Origin of the sequence: Flexivirga sp. (assembly GCF_035551235.1) — a bacterium.
Classification (GTDB): domain Bacteria; phylum Actinomycetota; class Actinomycetes; order Actinomycetales; family Dermatophilaceae; genus Flexivirga.
Genome location: NZ_DASZNO010000038.1, coordinates 262,679 through 288,912, shown reverse-complemented (window position 1 = coordinate 288,912; position 26,234 = coordinate 262,679). Strand labels below are relative to the sequence as shown.

The following is a 26,234-nucleotide window of genomic DNA, read 5'->3' as shown; positions in this document are numbered from 1 at the left end:
CCGAGTACCGTTGGAATCCGGGGCTTCGGCCCGATCCGACTGCAGGGAGGGCGGCGCGTGACAGTTCGGGAGTTCTTCGGCATCCTGCGTCGCCAGTGGCTCATCCTGGTGGCCTGCATGCTCGCCGTCGTCGCCGTTGCTGCCGGTGTCACGCTGCTGCAACCGAAGGTCTACACGGCGAGTGCCTCCGTCTACCTGCAGACCGCTGCGCCCACCAAGCAGAACGCCGGCGCCGTGGTCATCAACTCGACGGATCTGGACACCTACATCGCGGTGCTGCACTCACCGGCGGTCGTCAAGCCGCTGCGCAAGCGAGCGGACCTGCCGGCGGGTTATCCGATCGACGTGTCGGCATCCGTCGGCTCGAAGGCGAACATCCTCACCGTCGTCGTCAAGGACTCCGATCCGGCCCGAGCGGCGCGCATCGCGAACGCCGTCGGCCCCCAGCTCGCCGACAGCGCGGCGACGTTCTCCACACTGTTGCGCTCGAGCGGGCAGGAAGTGCAGTCGATCCCGGTGTCCCCGGCAACGACGCCCGACGCGCCGTCGTCGCCGGACGTGAAGCGCAATGTGATCCTCGCGCTACTGACCGGGCTGCTGCTCGGCATCGGCGTCACGCTCATCCGGAACACCGTCGACACCAAGGTCCGGGACGAGGCCGACCTGCACGCCGCGGCGAAGGCGCCGTTGCTCGCCGAGCTCCCCGTCGAGAAGCAGCTGGCCTCCGACGGTGTGCTGCGTGACTGGTCGGTCGCCAGCTCCCATCACCATTACCTGGAAGCGATTCGGCGCCTGCGGACCGGTCTGATGTTCGTCGACGTCACCACGAGCGGCCACACCTTCGTCGTTACCTCGGCCGCTCCCGGCGAGGGCAAGACGACCACGACCGCCAACCTCGCGCGGGCGCTGGCAGAGTCGGGCTCGCGCACGCTGCTCATCGACGGCGACCTGCGTCGGCCGACGGTGGCGAAGATGCTGGGGCTGGAGGGCAGCGTCGGACTGACGACGGTGCTGCTCGGCGGCGCCGACGTGCAGGACGCCATTCAGCCGTTCGGCAACACCGAGCTCGATGTGCTGACGGCCGGTGAGATTCCGCCCAACCCGAGCGAGCTCATCGGTTCGGAGCGGATGGCCGGGCTGATGGCGACGCTGCAGGACCGCTACGACTTCGTGCTGATCGACAGCCCGCCGGTGCTGCCGGTGGTCGATGCGATGCTGTTGAACAAGCTGGCGTCCGGCCTCGTGCTCGTCGTGGCCGCGGGTCGCACCCGCAAGCGGGACCTGCACCAGGCAGCGAAGTTCTTCCAGAACTCCGAGGTCGAGATCAGCGGTTTCGTGCTCAACCTGTCTGGCCGCCGCCGCTCCGGCCCGAGCTACTACCGCTACTCCTACCGCCCGGAGAAGGGCACGGTCGCCTCGCAGCATTCGGCCGGCGCTCCGGCCACGCGCCGGACCGTAGCGGCCCAGAAGAGCCACAAGAAGGCGAGCCGGCAGCTCACTCGGCGATGATCAGCCCGGACTCGCGCAATGAGTCCAGGAACGCGCGTGTCTCCGCAGCGACATCGGTCGCCGGCAGTCCGGCGCGCGCCGCCACCCGGTCGACGATGTCCGTGATCTCGCAATAGCCGGTGTCGACGCACTCCCAGATCACGACGGCGTTGTCACGCAGCAAGAGGACCTCACCGTGCAGTGACGCGACGAAGGTGCGGTCGTCCCGGCGGACGACCGCGACCCGGGCAGCGCGGCGACAACGGATCATCGCGAGTGCCGCCCGTCCAGGAGCTCCCGGGCGGCCAGCCTCGCCCGGCGCACGAACTCCCGGGCCAGGTCGGCCCGGGATGGTTCCCGGGCGCCCATGGTCCGCAGGTGATCCCGGTTGACCAGCAATGAGCGCACGGCCAGGGACGCCTTGCGGCGGGGACCCGAAGCGGCCCGAATGCGTGCCCACCACTCGGTCGTCCGCGGAGCATTAGGGCTCGAATTGACTTTCCAGAGAAGGTAATCCGGTCGATCGCGGAACTTTTCCAACCCGCCGACCGCAGCGGCGAAAGCCACCTCGGCGCGCAGGTCGTCGACCAGGTCGACGATGCGCTGCCGGCTGGTGGCGTCGGCGTTGCGCCATACATGATCGACGTCGAGTGCGCCCCTGTGATCGCCGCGGGAACGCGCCGCGTGCAGCAGCACGACCAGCGCCTGCGCGTCCCGGTCGGGCACGGCGCACTCGACGTCGGCGAGCAGGGTGCTCGTGCGATTCGCCCACAGGGACGCGAACGCGTCGTCGGGTGTCAGCCCGATGCCGGGGATCAGCCGGTGCAGGTCGAGGTAGCCGAGCGTCTCGTGGTGCCAGTTCTCCGCGTGCTCGAAAGGGGAGCCGGTCGCGAAGCGCCCGAGCTGCAGCCAGCCGTGCGAGCGCAGCGCCGCGCGCAACGCGTCGATGTGGGACGGACGCACCAGCAGGTCGACATCCCGGCCGGTCCGGTCGGGATAACGCAGCTCGGGATCGAGGGCCAGCCCCTTGAGGTGCAGAGCGTCGACACCGCTGCTGTTGCACAGGAGTTGCACCACGCCGTGCGCGAGCTCGATGCGCACCTGCGCCACCTCGTGCTCGGCGACCTCTGACTCCTCCATCGGGGCTGATTCTCGCAGAACCGCCCGCGCGGCCGGGGGCACTTTGATCGGTTCCGGCACCAGGGTCGTTCCGGCGTCCGTAACCTGTGGCAGTGGCTGCTCCTTTCATCCTTCCGGCGGTGCTGCTGGCGCTCGTGCTGATCGTCAGTGCGGTGTTCAAATTGCGCGAACCGTCAACGACGGCGGACGCTTTCGCCTCCCTGCGGCTGCCGACGTGGCTCCGCACGATGAACGGCCCGGTCCTGCTGCCGTATGCCGAGCTGGTGCTGGCGGTCGCGCTTGTCGTCATACCCGCGCCGGCATACGTGGCGGTGACGGTTGTCGTGGCGCTGCTCTTCGTCGCTTATCTCGTCGTGATCGTGCGCGCGCTCGGCTTCGCGGAACGGGTGGAGTGCGGGTGTTTCGGACGGCTCGGGCTGGGTGAGGTCGATCGGCGGACGGCGGTGCGCAACGGCCTGCTGGTGGTGCTGGCGCTGGTCGCGGTCGGCGATGCGGTGGCCGGTCGGAGCGTCATACAGCGCCTGACGTCGTTCGGTGCCGCTGAGTGGACGTGGCTGCTCGGGGTTGCCGTGGCGGTCTTCCTGACCTGGTTGGTCGTCGGTAGGGCCGGCGAATCAGCAACAAGGGCAACAATTTTCGACGATGAGCCGAGGGACTACCAACGGCAACCGATCCCGTATGGCGCACTGGTCGACCGGGCGACCGGTGAGCCGCGGGAACTGGCCGCGATCGGCGGTCAGCAGCCCCTGCTGCTGGTCTTCCTGAAGACGAGTTGCGGTGCGTGTGCCCGCACGATGGAGATTCTGCCGGCGTGGGCGGAGCGCCATCCGGTCGTGCGCACCGTCGCGGTTCCGCCCGGCAGCGGCATCGAGGAGGTGCCGGATCTGGGTGCCGCGGTCACCTGGATGGACGATCCGCGCACGACGCTGGCCCGCACGTTCGGGGTGACCTATCCGGCCGCGGTGCTGCTCGGCGTCGACGGGATGCTGGCCGGCGGTCCGGAGACCGGGTTCGACGACATCAGCAACCTGCTCGAGGAGATCTCCGAGCAGCTGGCCGAGGCGGGGCTTGTCCCGAGCGAGCAACCGGTCACGGAGTGAGCGAGCCATGACGTGGGGTGGGAGGGCACCCGCGGTGCTCGGGACCGGGCTGGTCGGGCTGGCATGCGTGGTGGGTGCTCTCCTTGCCCGGCTCGTCCCGCAGGGGCAGCCGTATGACGAACCGTCGCACCTGGGCACCGTGCTGCAGTACGCGCACGGTCATCCGCTGCCGGTGCTCGGCGACCCGGGAGTGACATACGAAGCGCAGATGGGTCCGGTCTACTACGCGGTCTCTGCTCTTCCGGCGCAGTTGGTGGGCGACGGCGATCGCCACCTGCACGTCCTCTACGCGCTGCGTTTCGGCTGGCTCGTGCTCGTCCCACTGCTGGGGTTCCTCACCTTTCGGCTGGCACAGGAACTGCGTGCCCCGACCTGGGCGGCGGCGCTGGCTGCCGGTGCGGTAGCGCTCAACCCGACGATGCTCGCGATCGCGGCCAGCGTGCAGAACGACTACCTGTGCATCGTCCTCGCCTGCTGTGCCGGTCTCGTCGGTTGCCGGGCGTTGCGGCCGGCCGCCGGCACGCAGATTGCCACGGCTGCCGGCATACTCGTCGGCCTGGCCGTGCTCACCAAGGTCACCGCGGCGGCTCTGCTGATCGCCTTCGTCGTCGCGGCGCTGGCAGATCGTCGGAGCGGGTGGGGGAGGCGATGCGCTCGTGCCGGTGCTGCGGTGTTCGGCACCGTGCTCGTCAGCGGCTGGTGGTTCGTCCGGAACGTGATCGAGTATGGCGACCCGACCGGGAGCTCCGCAGTCCATCGCACCGGCGTGAGTTTCCCGCCGCTGGCGTTCACCGGTCTCGGCTCGGTCACCGCGTGGATCCGGTCGCTGATCTCGTACGGTTTCGCGCCGACGGAGTACTACCGCAACGCATTTCACGCTCCCACGGCTGTTCGTCTCCTCGCCGTCGTCGTCTTCCTGTATGCCGTGGGTGTCCTGGCGTTGCTGCTCATCCGCCGGCTCCGCGTGACGTGGAGTGTCCCCGATCCGCCGGTCGTCTTCGCCGTGTCCACGGTGATCATCACGGTCGTCGGCTACGCGGTCGCCGCGTGGACGATGCAGGCGATCGCGCCGCGGTTGGTGTTCGTTGCAGCGCCGATCGGTATGGCGTTCCTCGCCAGGCTCGTCGGCAGCCCGTCGGTGCGAGCACTGCTGACGACACTGCTCGGGACGCTGATCGCCGCGTTCTGTGTCCTGGACGCCTGGCTGCTCGTCGCCGTCGCGGGTATGCCGGCCGACCCGGTCCTGTGGAGGTTCTGACCGGTGCGCGCCATCCGTTCGCAATCATCGATGGGTGTCATCGTCAGTCGCCGGGAGGTGGGCTCTTGAGCGATTCGGACGACGACGGGCAGGCGCCGGCGAAGGCCACGATCGGGTCCGGTGAAGCCAACGCCCTCGACCGACGAGAGTTGCAGGATCGGGCGATTCGCGGTGCGGGTTGGACGATGATCCACACCGTCACCAGCGTGCCCATCGCGTTCGTGGTCAACATCCTGCTCGCGCGCATCCTCGGCGTCGCCGACTACGGCCGCCTGGCGTTCTTGATGACCTTGATGGACATCGTCAGCGGCATTGTCGCTCTCGGCGTGACGACCGGCACGCTGCAGTTCGGTGCGAAGGCACACGCATCCGGCCATCGTGACCAAGTCCGTGAGCTGCTTTCCAAGGCACAGGGTTTCCGGCTGGTCTTCGCCGCACCGGTACTCACGGTCGTCGTCGTCCTGGTTGCACATGTCGACCTGCCCATACTCATCCTCGCCCTGGTCTTCGGGGTCTGGGTGCCCGGCTTCTTCGATGGGGCGACGACCTGCCTGGCGATCGAGAACAAGACGGCGACGGGTGCCAAGAACGCGATGATCGTCAACCTGCTGCGTCAGGTAGGTGTCGTCACCGCGTTGCTGTTGGGCGGCTCCGCTGACGTCGTCTGGGCGGCCCGTCTCGCCCTGGGCAGTATCGGCATCGGGCTGGCGTTGCTCGTCGTCGACCACTCATACCGTGCCGCGGTCCTCCGGCCGCGGTTGCCGCGTCACATGCCGCTCGGTTTCTGGAAGTTCGTCGTGCCGACCGCGATCGCCACCCTGATCTCCACGTTGGCCCTGTCCCGCACCGAGGTGTTCTTCCTGCAATGGTTCTCGGACACCGCAGCCGTCGGACTCTTCGCACTCGCTTTCGGGCTCGCCTCGCACATCTTCTCGCCGGCGCAGGCACTGGTCGGTCCGCTGATCCCGGCGATCTCCGGGCTGCGGGAGGTCGACACGGCCGCGATCGTGCCGGCGTTCTTCCGCACCCTGCGGACCTCGGTCATTCTGGTCGGGGCGCTCTCCGTTGTCGGCGTGCCCGCGCTGGCGCTGTTGATCCCTGCGCTCTACGGCTCGGCCTTCAGCAGGTCCGCGGGCATGTTCGTCGCCCTGAGCATCTCTGCGGGAATCCTCGTCGCCGGCGCTCCGGTGGGTGCGTTCGTCCTGGGCCGGCTCGCGGCGCGCACCATTCTCGTCGTCGACCTCATCGCGCTGGTCGTGGACGTGGTGCTCGCCGTGACGCTGATCCCGGTCATGGGCGGGTGGGGCGCAGTCGTCGCGAACATGAGCGGGGCGCTCACGCTGCTGGGCCTGTTGGTCAACAGCGAGGTGCGTGCGTTGGGGCTGTCCTGGCGACAGCTTCTCGCGGTCGCCCGAGCGCTCTTCATAGCGTTCGGGACGTCTGTCCTCGCCTGGTTCGTGCTGCAAGCGCTCGACCTGCCGGCCCCGGTCGCGGCGATCGTGGCGTCGGCCGCATCCACGGTCGCCTGGGCACTGTTGGTCCGGGTCACGCGCGCGGGGTTGTCCGACAGTGATGTCTCCGCGTTGGTGCGGGTGGTTCCCGCGGTGGGGCAGCGTCGAACGCGTCTCGTGCTGGCGCTCGTCACGACGCACGACGCCACGTGAGGTCGTCGCCCGGTCAGTCGCCCGGTCAGTCGTTCACGACCGACTCGTAGACCCGTAAATGCTCTCGCGCCGCCTTCTCCCAGCTGAAGGTCGCGGCGCGCCGCAGGCCGGCATCGATCAACGCGTCCCGATCGACCTCGTGTCGGCCGACGGCCAGTATGGCGGCTGCGATGCCGGCTCCGTCGGGCTCCACCATCAGCGCGGCGTCCAGACACACCTCGGGCAGCGCGCCGCGGTCGACCGCGATCACGGGGGTGCCGACCGCCATACCTTCCAGTGCCGGAAGCCCGAAACCCTCGTAGATGGAAGGGACGACGACCGCTTCGGCGGCGGCCATCACCCGACCTACCGAGTCCAGCGGGATCCGGCCGGGCAGCACGGTGTTCGGCAGTCCGGCGAAGAGTTCGTCGCGTCGCGGATGCGGTGGGCCGAGCAGGACCAACTGGTGATCGGGAAGTGCGCCGACGGCGGAGCGCCATGCCTCGGCGAGTCCAGTGAGGTTCTTGCGCTGCGTGGCACCGGCGGCGTGGACGAAGAACGGCTGCCGGATGCCGAGAGTTCGCAGTTCATCGGGGGTTTGCGCTTCCGGGTGCTGGAAGGAGGCTCGCACCCCGTAGGGGACGACCGTGATGTCTCGCGCGCCGAGGAGGTCGGCGAGTTCGCTCGCGGCGAACTCGGAGGGGCAGATGACTTTCACGTCGCCGAGCGGGCGTTGTGCCCAGGACGGCATGCTGCCCTCGTCCGGAAAGCGCATCGGTGGGAGGTCGTGCGCGGTCACGACGTGCGCTCGCCCGGGCCCCGGGATGCGCAGGTCGAAGCGGTGCACCAGATCGGCGCCGCGCCCCGCCCAGCGGCCCACGGCGGCAGCGGTTGCCGGCAGCTTGAGCAGCTTCGCCGGGATGCGCGTCGTTGCATCCGTACGCCACGAACCCACGGTGTTCGCATCGAATGCCCACTGTGGGCCGGCGATTGCCCGAACGGCCTCCTGGATGGCGACCTCGTAGGTCTGCTGGCCCATCGGTACTTTCGTCGCCAGCGTCAGCCATGTCACACGTTTCGGCATGTCCCCCCACCCCTTATCCGCTCGCCGATCCGCGCGCCACGGCCCTGGGCGAGTCTATCCGGCAACCCCATCGGACTCTGCCGTTTCGGGGTTGAGCGACCACACAATGGGGCTACAGTCCGGCCATGCCGGAACCGCTGGTGACGATCGTGATCCCGACGTACAACGACGCCCCGCACCACCTGGCCGAGGCGATCGCATCGGTGCATGTGCAGAGCTACCCGCACGTAGAGCTCATCGTCGTCGATGACGGGTCCGATGTGCCGGTCCAGGTGGATGGGGTTCGCGTGATCCGACAGCAGAACGCCGGCGTATCCGCAGCTAGGAACAGCGGGATCCGTTCCGGCACAGGCGAGTTCGTCATCTGCCTCGACGGTGACGACCGGCTGTCTGCCAACTTCGCGGCTGAAGCCGTGGACGTCTTGGTCGACCCGCAGGTCACGATCGCGAGCCCCGCCGTCCAGCGCTTCGGTGCGGGATCCGGCAGATGGGCCGACAGCGGCAAGTCGTTCACGCTGCCCGACTTCGGCAATCGGTCGCCGGTTGCTGTCGCGTCAGCGTTCCGTCGGACGGACTGGGAGAAGGCCGGCGGGTATGACGAGGACCCGGCCATGCGCTCCGGGCACGAGGACCACGAATGGTGGATCAGGCTGCTCGGCCGGTGCGGCGGACGTGCCCAACCGATGCCCACCGCAGTTCTGCACTACCGGATTCGCCCGGACTCCAGGTTCCACGGCGGCGATCTCGCGTATGCCGAGCGGGTCACCCGAGAACGGATCGTCGCCAACAACGACCCTGCGACCGTCGAAGCGCTGCTGTGGGGCGCGTGGTCCCATTCCGACCGAGTCGAGAAGCAGCTCGAGCGCGCTCGGTCCTCGAACGTGCGGGCGTGGGTCTGGCGGGCCAGAAAACGCGTCAGGAAATCCGTTCGGGTGGCGCGGTGAAGGTCGCCCTCTGGATGCCGCGAGCGAGCGAGATCCCCGGCGGCCACGTCATACAGATGCAACGTACGGCTGCGGCGCTCCGGCTACTCGGGGTCGAGGTTGTGGAGACGACCGATCCGGAACTGCCCGACGAGGAGCTCGACCTCGTCCACGGGTTCGGCATGGGCGTTCACGCGCGACACGTCGAGTCGGGGAGACGACGTGGTCTTCCGGTGGTCATATCGCCGGTGTATGTCGGCATCAGGTACGACTCACGTGGTCCCGAGGAACGGATCGGCGCTCGCCAGGCATTGGGACGGCTGTCGCGCGCCGTGCGGATCGGCGCGGCTGGCCTTCGCGGCCGAGAGCCGCTCATCCGGCGCGCGCTCGCTGAGACCGATCGCGAGCTGGACCGAATCCGTGCCTGGTCCGCCGCGGACATGCTGCTGGTCAACGCAGGGGGTGAGCGCGATGAGCTCATTGCCGATCTCGGGGTGCAGACCGACACCCGAGTCGTTCCGAACGCGGTGGACCCGGGCAGCTTTGCGCCCGTGCCGGGCGTCGAGCGAGTGCGTCGTTCGGCGCTCTTCGTCGGCAGGATCGAGCCGCACAAGAACCAGCTCGGGTTGATCAAGGCACTGGCGGGCACCGACATCAGTCTGTCCATCGTCGGCCCGCCGCACCCGCATCACGATGAATATGTCCGCGCGTGCCGTGCCGCGGCGAGCGGCCGCCAGGTCGAGTTCGTCGGGTCGGTGCCGCACGATCAGCTCGCCGCCCACTACAGCGCGGCCGCGGTCCATGTGCTGCCGACCTGGTTCGAGACGACCGGGTTGGTGTCGCTGGAAGCTGCCCTGTGCGGTTGCGCTGTGGTGAGCACCTCACGGGGGCACGCCCGGGAGTATCTGCAGGACGATGCGTGGTTCTGCGACCCGGCGGACCCGGCATCGGTCCGCCGGGCCGTGCTCGACGCGGTGAACGCAGGGCCGTCGCCGGCATTGGCCACACGCATACACCAGCACTACACGTGGGCGGATACTGCGACCGAGACTCTTGCTGCCTACAAAGACGTCCTCGCGAGACGAAGCGCCCGCTGAGGGCTCTTCTCTCAGGTATCGATGGTCGCTCGGAAGTGCTCCACCGTGCGCGCGAGGCCTTCCTCCAGCGCGGTCCGCGGCTCCCAGCCGAGCGCCGACTTCGCCAGTGCGATGTCCGGCCGCCGGCGGGTGGGGTCGTCCTGCGGCAGCGGCCGGTGCACGATCTGTGACCTGCTGCCGGTGAGCTTCACGACCAGCTCCGCCAGCTCGAGCATGGTGAATTCACCGGTGTTGCCCAGGTTGACCGGGCCGGTGAACGACGGATCGGAATCCATCAGGGTCAGCAGACCCGCGATCATGTCGTCGACGAAGCAGAACGACCGAGTCTGCAGGCCGTCGCCGTAGATCGTGATCGGTTCACCGCGCAACGCGAGCACGATGAAGTTGGAGACGACGCGTCCGTCATTGGGCCTCATCCGCGGGCCGTAGGTGTTGAAGAGACGAGCGACCTTGATCGGCAGGTCGTGCTGACGGCGGTAGTCGAAGAAGAGCGTCTCCGCGCACCGCTTGCCCTCGTCATAACAGGAACGGATCCCGGTCGGGTTGACGTGACCCCAGTAGTCCTCGCGCTGCGGGTGCACCTCCGGGTCGCCATACACCTCGGACGTGGAGGTCAGCAGGATCTTGGCGCCGGTGCGCTTTGCCAGACCGAGCATGTTGATCGACCCGTGCACGCTCGTCTTGGTGGTCTGGACCGGATCACGTTGGTAATAAACCGGACTCGCGGGGCACGCGAGGTGGAAGATCTCGTCCACCTCGACATACAGCGGGAACGTCACGTCGTGCCGGATCAGCTCGAACGCAGGGTTGTCCAGCAGGTGGTGCACGTTCGAGCGCATGCCGGAGTAGAAGTTGTCGGCGACCAGCACCTCGTCGCCTCGCTCGAGCAGTCGCTCCACCAGGTGCGATCCGATGAAACCGGCGCCACCGGTCACGAGTACCCGTCGATCAGTCACGACACGTTGACCCTTCGTCCGACAATGGATCTGCTGTTCCCGCAGCCCGCCTCATCGAACCACGCGCCGGATCTTTTGGCATTCGCGTTCGCCGTACCGGTCGGCATGCGATCCTTTCGCCATGTGGGCGGGTTCCTACCAGTGGAGTCGCGGCCGCTGCACCCGCCCTGTACTCGCACAGATCGTCTCGCTGGGACTTGTCGGTGGGTTCGTGGCGGTTCTTGCGAGGACCCATGCGACGTACGGAATGGACAGTGAGTCCATCTGGTACGGCGCGCGGGGACTGGTGAAATTTCGAGATCCCTACCACCCTGTCCCCGGTCACAATCCGTTCGTCTACCCGCCGTCATGTGCGGTACTGGCCGCACCCTCGGCGCTCATGACGAACAGGGCCTTCGTCGCAGGCATGCTCGTGGTGAACATCCTTGCGCTCGTCGGAATCGGTGTGGCGTGCGGTCGGCTCATGAGAGTTCCTCGCTGGATGTCCACGCTCCTCACCGCCGCCCTGATGCTCAGTCCACTGGGACGAGGAACGATCACCTTCGGCAACGCGACAGTCCTGGTGGCTGCTCTCAGTGCGTGGGCGCTGGTCTGTGTCGAGTCTCATCGGTGGGCAACGGCCGCGTGTTTGATAGGGCTCTCGTTGAGCATCAAGCCGCTCGCGATTCTGCTTCTTCTCGTCCTGGTCGCTTCGCGCAGGTGGCGAGCGGTTTGCGGTGCGCTCCTGATTCCCGCGGTGCTCAACATCGTCGGCTTGGCCTTGGTGAGCGACTGGTCGCTGCTGATGGAAAGCGCTCGGAAACTGGCCGCAGGATCACTGTTGCCATTGCAGGCCAACGCCTCGTTGTGGGCTCGCGGGACGAGTCTGCATGCCGCGCCCGCGCTCATTTTCGCCGTGCAGGCAAGCATCGTGCTGATCGTGCTGCTCGCACTGTGGTGGTGCTGGCGGCGGACCGATCTCGTGGCGACCGGCATCGTCGCCATCGCCCCGACAATTTGTCTCTTCCTGGTGTCACGTGTGGATGAGCCCCACTACGGCCTCGTGTCGGTCATTCTCTGCGCCGTACTCGCGACCACGGGTAGGACACTCGTGACCGTCTCGGCTGGTGTCGTTGCGGCGGTCCTGCTGTTCCTGCCGGCGGGTTCGGCTCTGATTGCGGATGATTCGCTCGCTTCCTCCGTGGCTGCGGTTGCCCAAGTCGTGCTTCTGCTTGTCGCCGCCCGGCTGGCCATGCCGGCGATGGCGCCAGATCCGAAGAGTGCCCGTGTCCTCCCTGCGGATGCTGTTTAGTAGACGAGTGAGGATCTGGCTGGCGCCGAGCGCGTTCTTCCCGGCCAAGGGCGGGGTGGAAGAGCTCACCCTGCAACTCGCGCGTGACTATCAGCGGCGCGGACACGACGTGCTGGTCGTGGTGCACCGCCACCCCGCTGACCTGCCTGCGCGGGACGACATCGAGGGCGTGCCCGTCGCGCGAATCCCGTTCGAACTGCCCGGTCGTCGGCCGCAACGCCTTGCGACATACCCGGTCGAGCTCGGCCGTCAGCTGGCGGCACTGCGCCGGCTCGGTCCCGTGCCGGACGTGGTGCACGTGCAGTGCGCCGCGAACCAGGTAGCGCCGCTCGCGGCATACACGGCGTTGCACCGGGTTCCGCTCGTCATCACGACCCAGGGCGAGGTCACCATGGATGCCGCGCAGGTCTATCAGCGCAGCGCGCAGCTGCGGACCGTCCTGCGCGCGGGCTCTCGGCGTGCCGCCGCCCTGACCGCATGCTCACGCCGCGCCGGCGACGACGCTGCCACGGTCGCACCCCGGTTCGCCGGCTGCGAGGTGGTTCCCAACGGTGTGGACCCGAGCCAATGGACCGTGACCGACCTGCCCGAGGCACCGGTGTATGCCGCCTGGGGCCGACACGTCCCACAGAAGGGCCTCGACCTGCTCATCGCAGCGTTCGCGAGGGTCCGCGAGAAGCTGCCGAACGCGGTGCTGCGGATCGGTGGCGACGGTCCGGAAACTGTGCGCCTGCACGAAATGGCAGGTGCGGGAGTGGAATTCACCGGGTCGCTCGATCGATCCGGTGTGCAGTGCCTGCTCCACAGCAGTCGAGTCGCCGTCGTGCCGAGCCGGCTCGAGCCGTTCGGCATCGTGGCGCTGGAAGCGATGGCGGCCGGCCGGTCGGTGGTCTGGAGCACCCACGGCGGGCTCGCGGACGCGACCGGCGGCATCGGTTGGGGCGTCGATCCCAGCGATGAGCGCGCGCTCGCCGCGGCGCTGATCGAGGCCGACAGGCATCCGGTGGAGCCGCGTCGCGTTCGTCAACACGCCGAGTCCTTGTCATGGGCCGGCGTTGCCGATCGATACCTGGCGATCTACGACCGAGTGGCCCATGGCTGACGGCACCCGGCCACGTGTCCTGCTGGTCAATCACACTGCGCGACTCGGCGGCAACGAGCTCGGTGTCGCGCGTCTCATCCCGCTGTTGATGGACAAATTCGACGTCGAGGCACTGCTTTTCGAGGATGGCGATCTGGGACGAGTGCTGCGCGAGCACGGTGTCGAGGTGCACATCCGGCGACTGCGGACTGAGGTCGTGCACACCGACCGGCACGCGGCGGCGGGCCTGCGGGCAGCCACACTCGCCGGGCCGGCGACGGCAGCGTTCACCGGCGCGCTGCTGCAGTGGTTGCGACAGCAGCGTGTCGACCTGCTGTGGGCGAACACCTTCAAGGCCATGGCGATCGCCACGCCCGCTGCCAAGCTGCTCGGCATACCGGTGCTGTGGCACCTGCACGACAGGGTCGCGGACGACTACCTCCCGCACCGGCTCGTGCGGCCCATGCGTGCTGCCTTCCGGCGCGTGCCGGACGCCGTCGTCGCCAACTCCCGGGCGACGGCGGACACGGCGGGCTGCAGGTCGACGCCGGCTGTCGTCCATCCGGGTCTCATCCCCGAGAAGGTGCAGCTGCGCTCCGAGCTGCCGGTGGGTCCGCCGGTCATCGGCATGATCGGCCGGATCAGCCCGACCAAGGGGCAGGTCGTGCTGATTCGGGCGCTGCCGGAGGTGTTGCGGCGGCACCCGGAGGCACGCGTCCGGATCATCGGTGCGGCGATGTTCGGCGAGGGGGAGTACGAGCTGAAGGCGCGGGCCGAGGCGCAGCGGCTCGGTGTCGATCACGCGATCAGCTGGGTCGAGTTCCAGCGCGACACCCGACCGGAGCTGGACGCGATGACGGTGGCGGTCCATGCCGCGACGGTGCCCGAACCCTTCGGTCAGGTGATCACCGAGGCGATGGCCAGGTGCGTGCCGATCATCGCCACGCGTGGGGGAGGCGCGACCGAGATCGTCGAGCCGTCGACTAACCGACGACGCGGGCAACTGGTGGACCCGGGCGATGTCGCTGGTCTGCGGGACGCGCTGATGCGTGTGCTGGACGATCCGGCGTCGGCGCAGCAGTTGGCGACCCGTGTGCAGCCGGAGATCGTCGCGACGTACTCCATCGACAGATCCGCCGACGCGATGCGGCAGGTATGGCGGGGGCTGCTCGACCAAGAGGAGCCACGTCGCCATTCGATGCTCCGACCGAAAGGCTGACGAACCCTTCAGCGCCCGGAGTGCCGGCGCACGAACTCGGCCAGATCGGCGCTCTGCTGCGTCCGGGTCGGCTCGTGCACGTACGTCATGTGACCGGACTCGTAGAAGTGGTGTTCGAGCCGGGGGAGCAGCGTCGGCGCGAGGCGTGCGACGTCGTCCATCGCGCAGAAGTACGGCGTCGCGCCGTCGTAGTAGCCGTAGGCGAAATGCACTGCCAGATGGGGGTTCTGGCGCATCGCACGCGCCAAGCGGTCGATCACGTAGACCGCGGAGTTCTCGAATTCCTTGTAGCTCCAGTCGCGCCCGACGTCCTCGCTGATCGCGTGGTAGACCTGCTCGCTGGTGACACCGAGCTCGGTGCCAAGGTAGTGCTGGAAGGCCGCCGAATAGGGCCCGGTGATCGCGTCCATCGCCGGGTCCGCGTCCATGTTCTCGGCGATCCGGCTCGCGGCGAGGCCGGTGAAGCGGGAGTCGAGACGTCCCACCGTCATACCTCGGTCACGGAGCAGTTCGCCGAAGAAGCGCCAGTGCTCGATCCGCAGGTCCGCCCGGTCGATGTAGTCCTCCGTCAGGCCGGTCAGGCTTGCGAGCCGCGAAACTGCCTCTGTTCGCTCGGTTTCGATCAGGCGGTTGCCACGTGACAGCACCCATGGGTAGTCCCGTGACGCGTAGTCCTCCGCCTCGTCGAGCACATCACGCAGTCGCCGGCCTCCGTGCTTGCCGTGGAAATGGGCGGTCGCCGCATAGAACGGCAGGTACAGCGCATGCGCCCTGTCGTTGCCGTGCTCGAAATTGGCGGTGCCGAAGTCGAGCACGCTACTGATCATCATCAACCCGTTGAGATACATGCCCAGCTTCTCCTGGAGATGCTGTGCCAGGGCAGCAGACCGAGTGGTGCCGTAGGACTCGCCCGCGACGAACTTCGGTGACAGCCAACGATTTTCACGGGTGACCCAGTTGCGGATCACCTCTGCGACCGACTCGACATCGGCCGTGAAGCCGTGGAAGTCCTTGGGCTTCTCCCCGGACAGCACACGCGACAGGCCGGTGGACACCGGATCGATGAAGACCAGGTCGCTGACCAGAAGCAGCGTCTCGGGGTTGTCGACCAGCCCATACGGGGGCGGGACCAGGGCGCCCGCATCCCCCATCTCCACCCGCCGTGGACCGAGCAGGCCCATGTGCAACCAGAGGCTGGAGCTGCCCGGACCGCCGTTGAATGCGAACGTCACCGGCCGCTCGTGCGGGTCCGCGTCATCCAGTGTGTAGGCAGTGATCGCAACCTCCGCCACCGCTTTACGGCCCTGCCACACTCCGTCCTTCACCTCGTCGGTGCGCAGGACGACGGTGCCGGACTCGCTGGTGTAACTGATCGAACCCGACGGCGTGCTCAACGTGTGTGACCGGCGCACCGTGGTGTCGGTCGGGATCGGCGTGGAACCAGCGTTTTCCGACGGCGGGGTGCTCGACTCATTGTTCACGGAATCGATGCTAGGTCAGCCAGTTTTGGACAACATCCAATCTGTGCAAGATATAGCCCGCCTACCAGGCCCCCTCCTACCATGACTCTGGAGAGAAGGGGCATCGCATGAATGCTGGGGCGGTCATTACGAATCGGTGGTTACGGCGAATTGCGATGCTACCCGCGCTCGCCATGATCGCCGTTCTACCCACCGCACCAGCGGACGCGGCCACCGGCTCCTCGACCGGGAGTTGCGTTGTGGGACAGGCGGGTTGGCGTGCACCGGTCCAGCAGCGTTACGTCATCACCTCACCCTTCGGTGACCGCACCGACCCGATCTCGCATGCCTACCGACTCCATGCCGGAGTCGATCTTGCGATGTTGCCCGGCCCGGGCCCGGTCGTCGCAGCCGCCGCCGGCACCGTGGTGCGGCTGGGGCCGTATGGCGGACTCGGCAATGAGGTCACGCTCGACCACGGCAACGGCGTGCAGACGCTCTACGGCCACATGTCACGCATCGCCGACGACCTCAGGCCCGGGACCCGCGTCCAGGCGGGCCAGGTGCTCGGTCAGGAGGGATCGACAGGAGCGAGCACAGGACCCCACCTGCACTTCGAGGTGCACCTGAACGGCAAGCCGATCAACCCCGTGCCGTTCATGCAGCAGAACGGCGCACCGCTCAATGGCTCCGCTCCGGCGCCGGCCACTTCGTCGGGATTCGCTGTGCCTGCTGCGGATTCGCCACGGAAGCAGACCCTCACACAGAGCGCGCTGCCCGTGCCCGCCGACCTGATGAACCTCTACCTCGGAGCCGCGCAGAAGTATGGCGTGCCCTGGCCGATCCTCGCCGGGGTCGGCATGGAGGAGACGGCACAAGGGCGTGTCAACCACACATCGACCGCCGGGGCGAAGGGCGTGATGCAGTTCCTGCCCAGCACCTTCGCGCGATACGGCGTCGACGGCGACCGCGACGGCCGGGTCGACATCCTCAACACGGCCGACAGTGTCTACTCCGCGGCCAACGCCCTGCGTGCGTGGGGCGTGGCCGACGGGGCCGCCGGTGTCCGAAAGGCGCTCTACGCCTACAACCACGCGGACTGGTACGTCAACGACGTCCTCCACTACGCAACCGAGTATGGCGGGCGGACCGGCGGTGTGGCATGCACCGACGGGTCCGCGAGCGCCGCTTCACCACAGGCCGCGGACGCCGTCGCCTGGGCGGCGAGCAAGGTCGGCCACGGATTCCGCTTCGGTGCCGATGGGCCCGACGCCTGGGACAGCTCGGCATTCGTGCAGTCGGCCTATGCCAAGGCCGGTGTCAATATCCCGAGATCCGTGAGACAGCAACGTGATTGGCTGGCGGCCGGGCACGGCATACGCGTTCGCCCCGGCGATGAGCGACCCGGCGACCTGATCTTCGAGGACAGCTACCTGGGCCCCGATCAGGTCGGGTTCGTGATGCTCGTGACCGATCCGGCGGCCCAGCGCGCGGTGGCCGCACGTAATCCCCGGATCAACGTCACCTACGCGACCTACACCGGAGAGCAGCAGAGCAAGCACATCTTCGAGATCTGGCGGGTGAAGACCCCGGCCCACCGCTGACCCGATCCGTCAGCCGTCGGTCGGCGAGGCCTCGTCGCGCGACGCGATCACCAGGTTGATGTCGCGCTTGCTGAGCTCGCGTCGTGCCTCCTCGTCGAGGTCGGCGTCGGTCACCAGGGTGTCGACCATGTCCAGGGTGGCGATCGTCAGGAGGCCGACGATGCCCCACTTGGTGTGGTCGGCGACCACGATGACACGCTTGGCTGTTCGGATCAGCGCTCGATTGGTCTGTGCCTCTTGCAGATTGGGCGTCGTCAGTCCGGCGCTGAGGTCGATGCCGTGAACGCCGAGGATCAGCGTGTCGACGTGCACCGTCGCCAGCATTTCGTTCGCGACCGGGCCGACCAGGGCGTCGGACGGTGTGCGGACGCCGCCGGTCAGCACGACCAGGCGGGAGCTCTCCTCCGGGTCGAAGAGCAACTCGGCGACCGGCGGGGAGTTCGTCACGACCGTGAGTCTCTTGATGTCGCGCAACTCCTGGGCCACGGCATACGCGGTGGTGCCCGCCGAGATGGCGACCGAGGAGCCGGGGGAGATCAGGCTCGCCGTGGTCCGCGCGATCGCTGACTTCTGCAGGGGGTTCATGTCCGACTTCGCGGTGAAGCCGGGCTCGTCCGCGCTGCGGTCGGCGCGGGTGGCGCCGCCGTGGACCTTGCGCACGACACCCTTGCGGGCGAGCGTCTCGATGTCGCGCCGGATCGTCATGTCGCTGACGTTCAGCTCGGCCACCAACTCCGACACGCGGATCCCGCCGTGCTCGTCGACGGCGCGGGCGATGAGCTCCTGGCGTTGACGGGCCAACATCACGATCTCCCTTCGGCGAACACGGTTTCGTTCACATCTAAACACGATCAAACAATGTGTGCTGCGTGCAGTCGGGGGTGGCCGACCGCCGTTTCGCTGGTACGGGAGTGAGAGACTTGCTCGCGATCCGGTTCCAGTGCACTGAAAGCGAGCACGTACCTTCCATGAGCGACACATCGCCCAGCCGTCCCACGCCGCGGATCCTGTCCGGTATGCAGCCCACGCACGACTCGCTGCATCTGGGCAATTACCTGGGAGCCCAGGTCAACTGGGTGCGCATGCAACAGGATTTCGACGCGTTCTTCTGCGTCGTCGACCAGCACGCGCTGACGGTCAACCCGGAGCCGGAGGAGCTACGACGTCGCACCCGGGTCACGGCCGCGCAGTACCTCGCGGGTGGCGTCGACCCGGACGTGTCGACGGTGTTCGTCCAATCGCATGTGCCCGAGCACTCGCAGCTCGCGTGGGTCCTCAACTGCATCACCGGGTATGGCGAAGCGGCGCGTATGACGCAGTTCAAGGACAAGTCCGCCAAGCGCGGCTCCGACGGCACCAACGTCGGGCTGTTCACCTACCCGATGCTGATGGCCGCCGACATCCTCCTGTATGACGCCACCTCCGTCCCCGTCGGCGAGGACCAGCGCCAGCATCTGGAGCTCACCCGGGACCTGGCCCAGCGCTTCAACTCCCGCTATGGCGAGACGTTCGTCGTGCCGAACGGGCACATCCCGTCCGGCACCGCGAAGATCATGTCGCTGCAGGAGCCGACCGCGAAGATGAGCAAGTCGGCGGACAACCAGAACGGCAACCTGATGATGCTCGATGAGGTGAAGGTCAACACCAAGAAGATCAAGTCCGCGGTGACCGACACCGACAACGAGGTGCGCTACGACGTCGAGGCCAAGCCCGGCATCGCCAACCTGTTGCGCATCCACTCGGCACTGTCCAACGACTCGATCGAGGCGCTCGTCGAGCGCTACGCCGGCGAGAACAAGTACGGCGCCCTCAAGACCGATGTCGCGGCCCTCGTCGCCGACGTGCAGGCACCGTTCAAGAAGAGTGTCGAGGAACTCCTGGCCGACCCGGCCGAGCTGGACCGCATCCTCGCACGTGGCGCGGAGCGTGCTCGCTCCGTTGCGTCTGCGGTGCTCGAACGCGCTTATGCCGCAGTCGGATTCATCCCCTCGGGGGCTACTCGCTGATGAAGACGATCGGCGTTTCGATTCCGATCCCGACTCCGTTCGCGGAGGAGTTGCAGCATGCGCGACTGGAGGCCGGTGACCCGCTGGCCGACGCCGTACCCCCGCACGTGACGCTGATGCCCCCGACGCCGGTCGAGCCGGACGGGGAGGACGCGTTGCGCTCCCACCTGGCGGCCGTCGCCGACATGGTGGAGCCGTTCCGGATGACGCTGCGGGGGACCGGCACGTTCCGCCCCACGTCGCCGGTCGTGTTCGTCGCCGTCGCCGAGGGCATTGTCGGCTGCGAGCAGTTGGAGCGCGCGGTGCGCAGCGGTCCGGTCGAGCGGAAGCTGGAGTTTCCCTACCACCCGCACGTCACGATCGCCCACAGCGTCTCCGAGGAAGCGCTCGACGGCGCGTTCGCGGCGCTGGCGTCATACGAACGCAGTTTCGTGGTGACCGGCTTCGATCTGTACGAGCACGGAGACGATCAGGTATGGCGCTCGGTGCGCACCTGGCCGCTCGCTGCGGCTTAGGTGAACCTTATTTCGATGTCAAGGTACTTTGCGGCGTAACCTGAAGCCCGTGGCAACCTCAACCGTCTCCAAGCCGCCTCGAGCCCGCACCGGTAAGACAGGAAGCACCGTCTTCCTCAAGGTGCTGATGGCAGTGACAGGCATCATCTTCGTGCTTTTCGTGATTGCCCACATGTACGGCAATCTCTACAAGCTTTTCGACGGCCATCTGGCCTTCAACGAATACTCCGAGCACCTGCGCACCATCGGCGAGCCGATGCTGCCGCGGCACGGCTTCCTGACCATCATGGAAATCGTGCTCGGTGTCAGCGTCGTGCTGCACGCCTACGCCGCCTATTCCCTGTGGGCGAGGGCGAAGGCCGCCCGGCCGCAGCGCTACGTCGTGAAGAAGTCCGTGGCGCAGACGTTCTCGAGCAGGTGGATGCGCTGGGGTGGCACCTTCCTGCTGCTCTTCGTGATCTGGCACCTGCTGGAGTTCACCAACCCGAAGATCAACGTCGGTGACGGTGGCAACAGCGCGGCCATCAAGAACGACCCCTACATGCTGGTCGTGCACAGCTTCAACGTGTGGTGGCTGACCGTGATCTACGTGCTGGCGATGATCGCGCTCGGCATGCACCTGCGGCACGGCATCTGGAGTGCCGCGCAGACGCTGGGCTTCACCTCCACCGTCCGCGCCCGCACCACCGCCAACATCGTCGCCGTCGTGGTCGCGTTGATCGTCGCCGTCGGCTTCGTCATCCCGCCGCTCGCCATCGCCTTCGGCGGAATCAAGTAAGGAATTGCCGATGCCAGAACTCATCGATGACCTCTACCAACTCGGCGACAAGATCGAGGACAGCAAGGCTCCCGAGGCCCCCATCGAGCAGATGTGGACGAAGGCCAAGTTCGAGAACAAGCTCGTCAACCCGACCAACCGGCGCAAGCTGTCGGTGATCATCGTCGGCACCGGGCTGGCCGGTGGCGCCGCCGCCGCGACGCTCGGCGAGGCCGGCTACCACGTGAAGTCGTTCTGCTACCAGGACAGCCCGCGTCGGGCGCACTCGGTGGCCGCCCAGGGTGGCATCAACGCCGCCAAGAACTACAACGACGACGGCGACTCGGTCTACCGCCTCTTCTACGACACCGTGAAGGGCGGCGACTACCGCTCGCGGGAGTCCAACTCCTACCGGCTGGCCGAGGTCAGCGCGAACATCATCGACCAGTGTGTCGCACAGGGTGTGCCGTTCGCCCGCGACTACGGCGGTCTGCTCGACAACCGTTCCTTCGGCGGTGTGCAGGTGGCTCGCACCTTCTACGCGCGTGGCCAAACGGGTCAGCAGCTGCTGATCGGCGCCTACCAGGCGATGGAGCGTCAGGTCGCGGCCGGCACGGTGGAGCAGTTCACCCGCCACGAGATGCTCGAACTCGTCATCGTGGACGGCAAGGCCCGCGGGATCATCGCCCGCGACATGGTCACCGGCGAGATCGAGACACACCTCGCCGACGTGGTCGTGCTGGCCAGCGGCGGCTACGGCAACGTCTTCTACCTGTCGACCAACGCGATGGGCTGCAACGTCACGGCCACCTGGCGGGCGCACCGCAAGGGTGCCTACTTCGCGAACCCGTGCTACACGCAGATTCACCCGACCTGCATCCCGGTCGCCGGCGACTACCAGTCGAAGCTGACCCTGATGAGCGAGTCGCTGCGCAACGACGGTCGGATCTGGGTGCCCAAGCGCGCCGAGGACTGCGAGAAGGACCCGCGCGACATACCCGAGGAGGACCGCGACTACTACCTCGAGCGCAAGTACCCCGCGTTCGGCAACCTGGTGCCGCGTGACATCGGTAGCCGGCAGGCGAAGGTCGTCTGCGACGAGGGCCGCGGTGTCGGCCCCAAGGTCGGCGACTTCCGGCGCGGTGTCTACCTCGACTTCGCCGCCGCCATCGAGCGGATGGGCGAGGACGCGGTGCGGACCAAGTACGGCAACCTCTTCGACATGTACCAGCGGATCACCGGGGAGAACCCCTACAAGGTGCCGATGCGCATCTACCCCGCAGTGCATTACACGATGGGTGGCCTGTGGGTCGACTACAGCCTGGAGACCACCATCCCGGGCCTGTTCGCCGCCGGTGAGGCCAACTTCTCCGACCACGGCGCCAACCGCCTCGGTGCGTCGTCGCTGATGCAGTGCCTGTCCGACGGTTACTTCGTGTTGCCGAACACCATCCGCGACTATCTCGCGAACGGCCCGTTCGAGCCGGTGGCCGAGGACGCGCCGGAGGTGCTCGAAGCCCGCAAGTCGGTCGAGGACCGGATCGAGAAGTTCCTGTCGATCAACGGCGACCGGACGGTCGACTCCTTCCACAAGGAGCTCGGCAACATCGTCTGGGAGTACTGCGGCATGGAGCGCAACGATGCCGGGCTGCGCAAGGGCATCGAGTTGGTCCGGTCGCTGCGGCAGGAGTTCTGGCGCAACCTGAAGGTGCCCGGTTCGGCCGCGACGCTCAACCAGTCGCTGGAGAAGGCCGGCCGGGTGGCCGACTTCTTCGAGCTCGCCGAGCTGATGTTCATCGACGCGCTGCACCGCACCGAATCGTGCGGTTGTCACTTCCGATCCGAGTCGCAGACCGAGGACGGCGAGGCGCTGCGCGACGACGAGAAGTTCGCCTACGTCGCTGCCTGGGAGTTCGCCGGAGGTGACCAGGGCGGCTTCGAGCCACCCGTGTTGCACAAGGAAGACCTCGTCTACAAGAACATCGCGTTGAAGCAGCGGAGCTACAAGTAATGAATCTGACACTGAAGATCTGGCGCCAGGCCGGCCCCGATGCGCAGGGCGAGCTGGTGACCTACCCGGTCACCGACATCTCGCAGGACATGTCGTTCCTGGAGATGCTCGACGTGCTCAACGAGCAGCTGACCGAGAAGGACGAGGAGCCGGTCGCCTTCGACTCCGACTGTCGCGAAGGCATCTGCGGCATGTGCTCGCTGATGATCAACGGCGAGGCGCACGGTCCGGAGGTCACGACGACCTGCCAGCTGCACATGCGCTCGTTCTCCGACGGCGACACGATCACCATCGAGCCGTGGCGCGCGCAGGCGTTCCCGCTCGTGCGCGACCTGATCGTCGACCGTTCGGCGTTCGACCGGATCATCCAGGCCGGCGGCTACATCTCGGTCAACACCGGGGCAGCCGTCGAGGCCAACAACCTGCAGGTGCAGAAGCACAAGGCCGACCGCGCCTTCGACACGGCGACCTGCATCGGTTGCGGTGCGTGCGTGGCCGCGTGTCCGAACGCGTCGGGGATGCTGTTCCTCGGCGCCAAGATCACCCACCTGGGTGAGCTGCCGCAGGGCCAGGCCGAGCGCGACTCGCGGGTGGTCAAGATGCTCAACCAGCACGACGCGGAGGACTTCGGCGGCTGCCAGAACCTCGGCGAGTGCTCGGCGGCGTGCCCCAAGGAGATCCCGCTGGACGTCATCAGCCAGCTGAACCACGACTTCATGAAGGCCAAGGGCTGAGGTTCGTCATACGACAGCAGAAGGGCCGGTCGGGAGATTTCCCGACCGGCCCTTCTGCTGTATGACGCCCTACCGCGCGACCAGCTCGCTGATCACGGGCGCTGCCGAACCCGCCGTGAAGCGGATCCGTACGCCGGTGACCTGCCACGCGGGGTCCACGTCGCCTCGTGCGTATGACGAGGACGCCGACAGCTGCCCGACAGTCGACCACTCGCCGTCGTGCTGCACCTGCAACGCGCCGGCGCCGGTGCCGACGACAGCCACCTCGTGCAGCGAGACCGGCTCGTCATACGTGCGCGCGAGATAGGACCCGTCGACCGGCTCCGAACCCGCCCGGTATGCCGTGCCCAGGTCGGCGTCGAACGCGTCCGCGGGCCCGCTGCCGTTCGCCGCCGGCAGGTTCGAGGAGACCGGGGAGGTGGCGGACACTGCGAAATCGCGGATCTTCACCCACTTGCCACCGGGGTTCAGGGCCGTCGCGCGCAGCCGGACGTAGCGGGCCTGGACCGGGGTGGCGAAGGTATGACGAACCACCGGCTGGGTCTCGAAGTCCGCGGCCGTCGTCCAGTTCTCGCCGTCGCTCGAGTAGTCCAGCGCCGCGTGGTAGATCATGTCGCCGGTCTCGCTGTCGCTGTCGGACTGGCGCACGACGACGTTGCCCACCTGCTGCACCGAACCGAGGTCGACCTTCACGTTGCTGCCGACCGACGGTGCGGCGTTCGACCAGTAGTAAGTCGACAGATCGCCGTCGGTCATCCGGCTGACGGCATACGAGGAATAAGTGCCCATCGAGCTGCTGGGAGTGCTCGGATATCCTTTGGTGTCAAGAGGTTTCGCGCCGAGCCAGTTGATGAACTCCTTGTTCGCCATGGCAGTGAACGCCTCGAACGCCCCGTCGCCGACCGTGGGGACGATGGAGTTCGGGTTGGGCTTGCCGTCCGAACCCTGGTCGGGGACCGTGGGCTGCTTCGCAGCGGTGATCGCGTCCTGGGCGGCGAAGTATTCGCGTGCCGCCGTCGAGCCGTCCCCGGCGTCGAGAGCCTGCAGCATCGCGATCTCGTGCTGCAACGCGGTCGCCCACTTCGCGGCAGCGTTGATCCACGGCCCGGTGTCACCGGTGAAGCCGGGCTGCGCCATACCGCTGAGATTGTCCGGCAACGCGACGATCGCGGTGAGCCGCTTGGTCAGCGCGGCGGCGCCGGTCGCATGACCGTCCGAACGTGACTTCCAGAACGCCGCGATGTCCTTGCTCAGCGCGGGCGCCTTCTGCGTGGTCGGCCGGTAGGGCCAGTCCTGATTGAGGTCGGCGAAGGTCCGCAGCGCTTCGCGCGTGCCGGCATCGGGCCCGGCCAGCTCGTCCAGCACCGCCGACATCGACGCCGTGGCGTCATACTTCGGGCCGTTCCAGGTGTAGTCGCCGTAGTTGGCCAGTGCCGGCATCGACGCGTACGGCTCGATCATCGGGTTCGAGGTGAACCCGTCGATGTACTTGTAGAGGTCGGGCGCGCGCCCGGTCAGCGGGTTGAGGAAGAGACGCCCCCGCTTGCCGTCGTTCACCGGGAAGTTGTCCCAGATGTAGAGGTGGTCGGTGTTGTATGACGTGCTCGCGCGCTGCACCGACTCGGCGGTGATCGTGTCGGAGAAGACACCTTCGCCGGTCCACTGGACCAGCACGTCGTCGTCCAGCCGCTTGCCGAACTCGCCCTTGTAGGGGTCGGGTCCGGATCCGTTGTAGTTGGTGGGCACGGTCTGCAGCGGCTCGAGGCCGTTCGGCTTGATGTAGTCGTGGTTGATCCGGTTGAGGTAGTCGGCCTGCGCGTCGGCCAGCCAGTGCCAGTCACCGTTGTCGGGGTACTTCGCCTTGTCCGCATCGCAGTGGAACTTCAGTGGGATGTCATCCAGCGCGATGTAGAAGGAGCGCACGCCGAGCTCGCGCAACTGATCGAACTTCGCCTCGGTCGCCTTCAGGTCGGCATCGGAGGAGTAGCAGATGTCGTTGCCCGGCGACAGCGCGAACGTGAAGTCGACGTGGTTGTCGTTCGCCGTCTTGACCAGTTCCTTCATCCGGTCCAGGTCCGAGCCGCTGTATGGCGTGCGCCATTTCGCGCGCAGCAGCTGGTCGTCCTTCGGCGTGTAGATGTAGGTGTTCATCTTGTGCTCGCCGTAGAACTTCAGCTGGTCGAGGCGGGCCCGGTGTGACCACGGGATGCCGTAGAACCCTTCGATCGCGCCGCGGATCGGCATCAGCGGCCAGTCGCGGATGCTGACACCGGGGACCTTGTTGTTCGTGACCAGCTGCCGCAGCGTCTGCGCGGCGTAATAGGTGCCGCGCTGGTCGACGCCATTGAGCGCGATGGTCGGGTGGCCGTCATACGCACCGCTGGCCAGGACGTAGCCGTCCGCCTCCAAACCGGTGGCGTTCTTCGCACCGAGACCGTCGACGGCGTCGGCGATGGCCGGGTTGTTCGCGACCGTGCCGAGATAGATGCGCTTGCCGCCGCCGGTCGCGGTCCTGCTGACGACGGGGTCGCCGCCGGCCGCCGTGACGATGCGGCGCACGAGGGCGACGGTGGCCGCGTCCGGATCGTCCCCGGTGATGATGAGGACCTTGCCGCTGAGCGGCACCTGATCACCTGCCGCGTGCATCTGCTGCGGGACGGGGAAGACGGTGGGCAGCGCGGAAGTGGTTGTCGCTGCGGCGTTTTCGCCTGTCGCACGGGCCGGAACGACGCTCGCGCCGGAGAGGCCGAAGGCGACGGTGACGGCGGTGCCGAGCGCGACTGCGCTGCGGCCGGAGGTATGACGCGAAGCGGGTCGACGGCGGGTACGGGGCGTGGGAGCGGTCACCGGGAGTCCCTTCCTCAGGC

General features: G+C 67.4%; 22 protein-coding genes. 15 read left to right on the top strand and 7 right to left on the bottom strand.

Going from position 1 to position 26,234, the window contains the following annotated elements:
• The first annotated feature begins 57 nt into the window (after nucleotides 1-57).
• On the top strand, nucleotides 58-1,509 hold the full coding sequence (locus tag VG502_RS14155) for a tyrosine-protein kinase domain-containing protein (RefSeq protein ID WP_325550707.1): 1,452 nt from the start codon (nucleotides 58-60) through the stop codon (nucleotides 1,507-1,509).
• Here the strand turns inward: VG502_RS14155 and VG502_RS14150 are convergent.
• The gene (locus VG502_RS14150) at nucleotides 1,496-1,759 is read right to left on the bottom strand and encodes a PqqD family protein (RefSeq protein WP_325550706.1); all 264 of its coding nucleotides are present in this window, start codon (nucleotides 1,757-1,759) and stop codon (nucleotides 1,496-1,498) included. The genes VG502_RS14155 and VG502_RS14150 overlap by 14 nt on opposite strands.
• On the bottom strand, nucleotides 1,756-2,628 hold the full coding sequence (locus VG502_RS14145; protein ID WP_325550705.1) for a nucleotidyltransferase family protein: 873 nt from the start codon (nucleotides 2,626-2,628) through the stop codon (nucleotides 1,756-1,758). Before VG502_RS14145 ends, VG502_RS14150 begins: the two co-directional genes overlap by 4 nt.
• A gap of 92 nt (nucleotides 2,629-2,720) precedes the next feature.
• Between VG502_RS14145 and VG502_RS14140 the strand changes: the two genes are divergently transcribed.
• From VG502_RS14140 to VG502_RS14130, 3 genes are all read left to right on the top strand, one after another.
• Complete coding sequence (locus VG502_RS14140) at nucleotides 2,721-3,728, top strand: TlpA family protein disulfide reductase (protein WP_325550704.1); 1,008 nt, start codon at nucleotides 2,721-2,723, stop codon at nucleotides 3,726-3,728.
• A 7-nt stretch (nucleotides 3,729-3,735) separates the two neighbouring features.
• Nucleotides 3,736-4,986 (top strand): glycosyltransferase family 39 protein, encoded by a 1,251-nt coding sequence (locus tag VG502_RS14135; RefSeq protein WP_325550703.1) that lies wholly within the window; start codon nucleotides 3,736-3,738, stop codon nucleotides 4,984-4,986.
• Between the two features lie 65 nt (nucleotides 4,987-5,051).
• A complete protein-coding gene (locus VG502_RS14130) occupies nucleotides 5,052-6,650 on the top strand; it encodes an oligosaccharide flippase family protein (RefSeq protein WP_325550702.1) in 1,599 nt (532 codons plus the stop codon).
• 25 nt (nucleotides 6,651-6,675) lie between these two features.
• Here VG502_RS14130 and VG502_RS14125 read toward each other — a convergent pair whose 3' ends face one another.
• A complete protein-coding gene (locus VG502_RS14125; RefSeq protein WP_325550701.1) occupies nucleotides 6,676-7,713 on the bottom strand; it encodes a glycosyltransferase in 1,038 nt (345 codons plus the stop codon).
• 125 nt (nucleotides 7,714-7,838) lie between these two features.
• Between VG502_RS14125 and VG502_RS14120 the strand changes: the two genes are divergently transcribed.
• A complete protein-coding gene (locus VG502_RS14120; protein ID WP_325550700.1) occupies nucleotides 7,839-8,657 on the top strand; it encodes a glycosyltransferase family 2 protein in 819 nt (272 codons plus the stop codon).
• A complete protein-coding gene (locus VG502_RS14115) occupies nucleotides 8,654-9,733 on the top strand; it encodes a glycosyltransferase family 4 protein (RefSeq protein WP_325550699.1) in 1,080 nt (359 codons plus the stop codon). The genes VG502_RS14120 and VG502_RS14115 overlap by 4 nt, the downstream gene beginning before the upstream one ends.
• A gap of 11 nt (nucleotides 9,734-9,744) precedes the next feature.
• Here the strand turns inward: VG502_RS14115 and VG502_RS14110 are convergent, their stop codons facing one another.
• A complete protein-coding gene (locus VG502_RS14110; protein ID WP_325550698.1) occupies nucleotides 9,745-10,689 on the bottom strand; it encodes a UDP-glucuronic acid decarboxylase family protein in 945 nt (314 codons plus the stop codon).
• A gap of 121 nt (nucleotides 10,690-10,810) precedes the next feature.
• On the opposite strand from VG502_RS14110, the gene VG502_RS14105 reads away from it, so the two are divergent.
• The 3 genes from VG502_RS14105 to VG502_RS14095 are packed head-to-tail and all read left to right on the top strand — an operon-like array spanning nucleotide 10,811 to nucleotide 14,280.
• Nucleotides 10,811-11,980 (top strand): glycosyltransferase family 87 protein, encoded by a 1,170-nt coding sequence (locus VG502_RS14105; protein WP_325550697.1) that lies wholly within the window; start codon nucleotides 10,811-10,813, stop codon nucleotides 11,978-11,980.
• 7 nt (nucleotides 11,981-11,987) lie between these two features.
• Complete coding sequence (locus tag VG502_RS14100) at nucleotides 11,988-13,082, top strand: glycosyltransferase family 4 protein (RefSeq protein WP_325550696.1); 1,095 nt, start codon at nucleotides 11,988-11,990, stop codon at nucleotides 13,080-13,082.
• Nucleotides 13,075-14,280 (top strand): glycosyltransferase family 4 protein, encoded by a 1,206-nt coding sequence (locus VG502_RS14095; protein ID WP_325550695.1) that lies wholly within the window; start codon nucleotides 13,075-13,077, stop codon nucleotides 14,278-14,280. The genes VG502_RS14100 and VG502_RS14095 overlap by 8 nt, the downstream gene beginning before the upstream one ends.
• Before the next feature lie 8 nt (nucleotides 14,281-14,288).
• Here VG502_RS14095 and VG502_RS14090 read toward each other — a convergent pair whose 3' ends face one another.
• Nucleotides 14,289-15,761: a S10 family peptidase gene (locus VG502_RS14090; RefSeq protein ID WP_325550694.1), complete on the bottom strand. Its 1,473-nt coding sequence runs from the start codon at nucleotides 15,759-15,761 to the stop codon at nucleotides 14,289-14,291.
• Nucleotides 15,762-16,000: 239 nt separating this feature from the next.
• Here VG502_RS14090 and VG502_RS14085 point away from each other — a divergent pair, with 239 nt between their 5' ends.
• Entirely contained in the window at nucleotides 16,001-17,344 is a 1,344-nt protein-coding gene (locus VG502_RS14085; protein WP_325550693.1) for a peptidoglycan DD-metalloendopeptidase family protein, read from the top strand.
• A gap of 9 nt (nucleotides 17,345-17,353) precedes the next feature.
• Here VG502_RS14085 and VG502_RS14080 read toward each other — a convergent pair whose 3' ends face one another.
• Complete coding sequence (locus tag VG502_RS14080) at nucleotides 17,354-18,148, bottom strand: DeoR/GlpR family DNA-binding transcription regulator (RefSeq protein WP_325550692.1); 795 nt, start codon at nucleotides 18,146-18,148, stop codon at nucleotides 17,354-17,356.
• 164 nt (nucleotides 18,149-18,312) lie between these two features.
• Here VG502_RS14080 and trpS point away from each other — a divergent pair, with 164 nt between their 5' ends.
• The 5 genes from trpS to VG502_RS14055 are packed head-to-tail and all read left to right on the top strand — an operon-like array spanning nucleotide 18,313 to nucleotide 23,367.
• Nucleotides 18,313-19,350, top strand: a complete 1,038-nt coding sequence (gene trpS, locus VG502_RS14075) for a tryptophan--tRNA ligase (RefSeq protein ID WP_325550691.1) — start codon at nucleotides 18,313-18,315, stop codon at nucleotides 19,348-19,350.
• Nucleotides 19,350-19,865, top strand: coding sequence for a 2'-5' RNA ligase family protein (locus tag VG502_RS14070; protein ID WP_325550690.1), 516 nt, complete (start codon nucleotides 19,350-19,352; stop codon nucleotides 19,863-19,865). The genes trpS and VG502_RS14070 overlap by 1 nt, the downstream gene beginning before the upstream one ends.
• Before the next feature lie 49 nt (nucleotides 19,866-19,914).
• Nucleotides 19,915-20,643 (top strand): succinate dehydrogenase cytochrome b subunit, encoded by a 729-nt coding sequence (locus VG502_RS14065; protein ID WP_325550689.1) that lies wholly within the window; start codon nucleotides 19,915-19,917, stop codon nucleotides 20,641-20,643.
• Between the two features lie 10 nt (nucleotides 20,644-20,653).
• Complete coding sequence (locus tag VG502_RS14060; protein WP_325550688.1) at nucleotides 20,654-22,633, top strand: fumarate reductase/succinate dehydrogenase flavoprotein subunit; 1,980 nt, start codon at nucleotides 20,654-20,656, stop codon at nucleotides 22,631-22,633.
• Entirely contained in the window at nucleotides 22,633-23,367 is a 735-nt protein-coding gene (locus VG502_RS14055; RefSeq protein WP_325550687.1) for a succinate dehydrogenase/fumarate reductase iron-sulfur subunit, read from the top strand. The genes VG502_RS14060 and VG502_RS14055 overlap by 1 nt, the downstream gene beginning before the upstream one ends.
• 69 nt (nucleotides 23,368-23,436) lie before the next feature.
• Here the strand turns inward: VG502_RS14055 and VG502_RS14050 are convergent, their stop codons facing one another.
• Nucleotides 23,437-26,214: a glycoside hydrolase family 84 protein gene (locus VG502_RS14050; protein ID WP_325550686.1), complete on the bottom strand. Its 2,778-nt coding sequence runs from the start codon at nucleotides 26,212-26,214 to the stop codon at nucleotides 23,437-23,439.
• Between the last annotated feature and the right edge of the window lie 20 nt (nucleotides 26,215-26,234).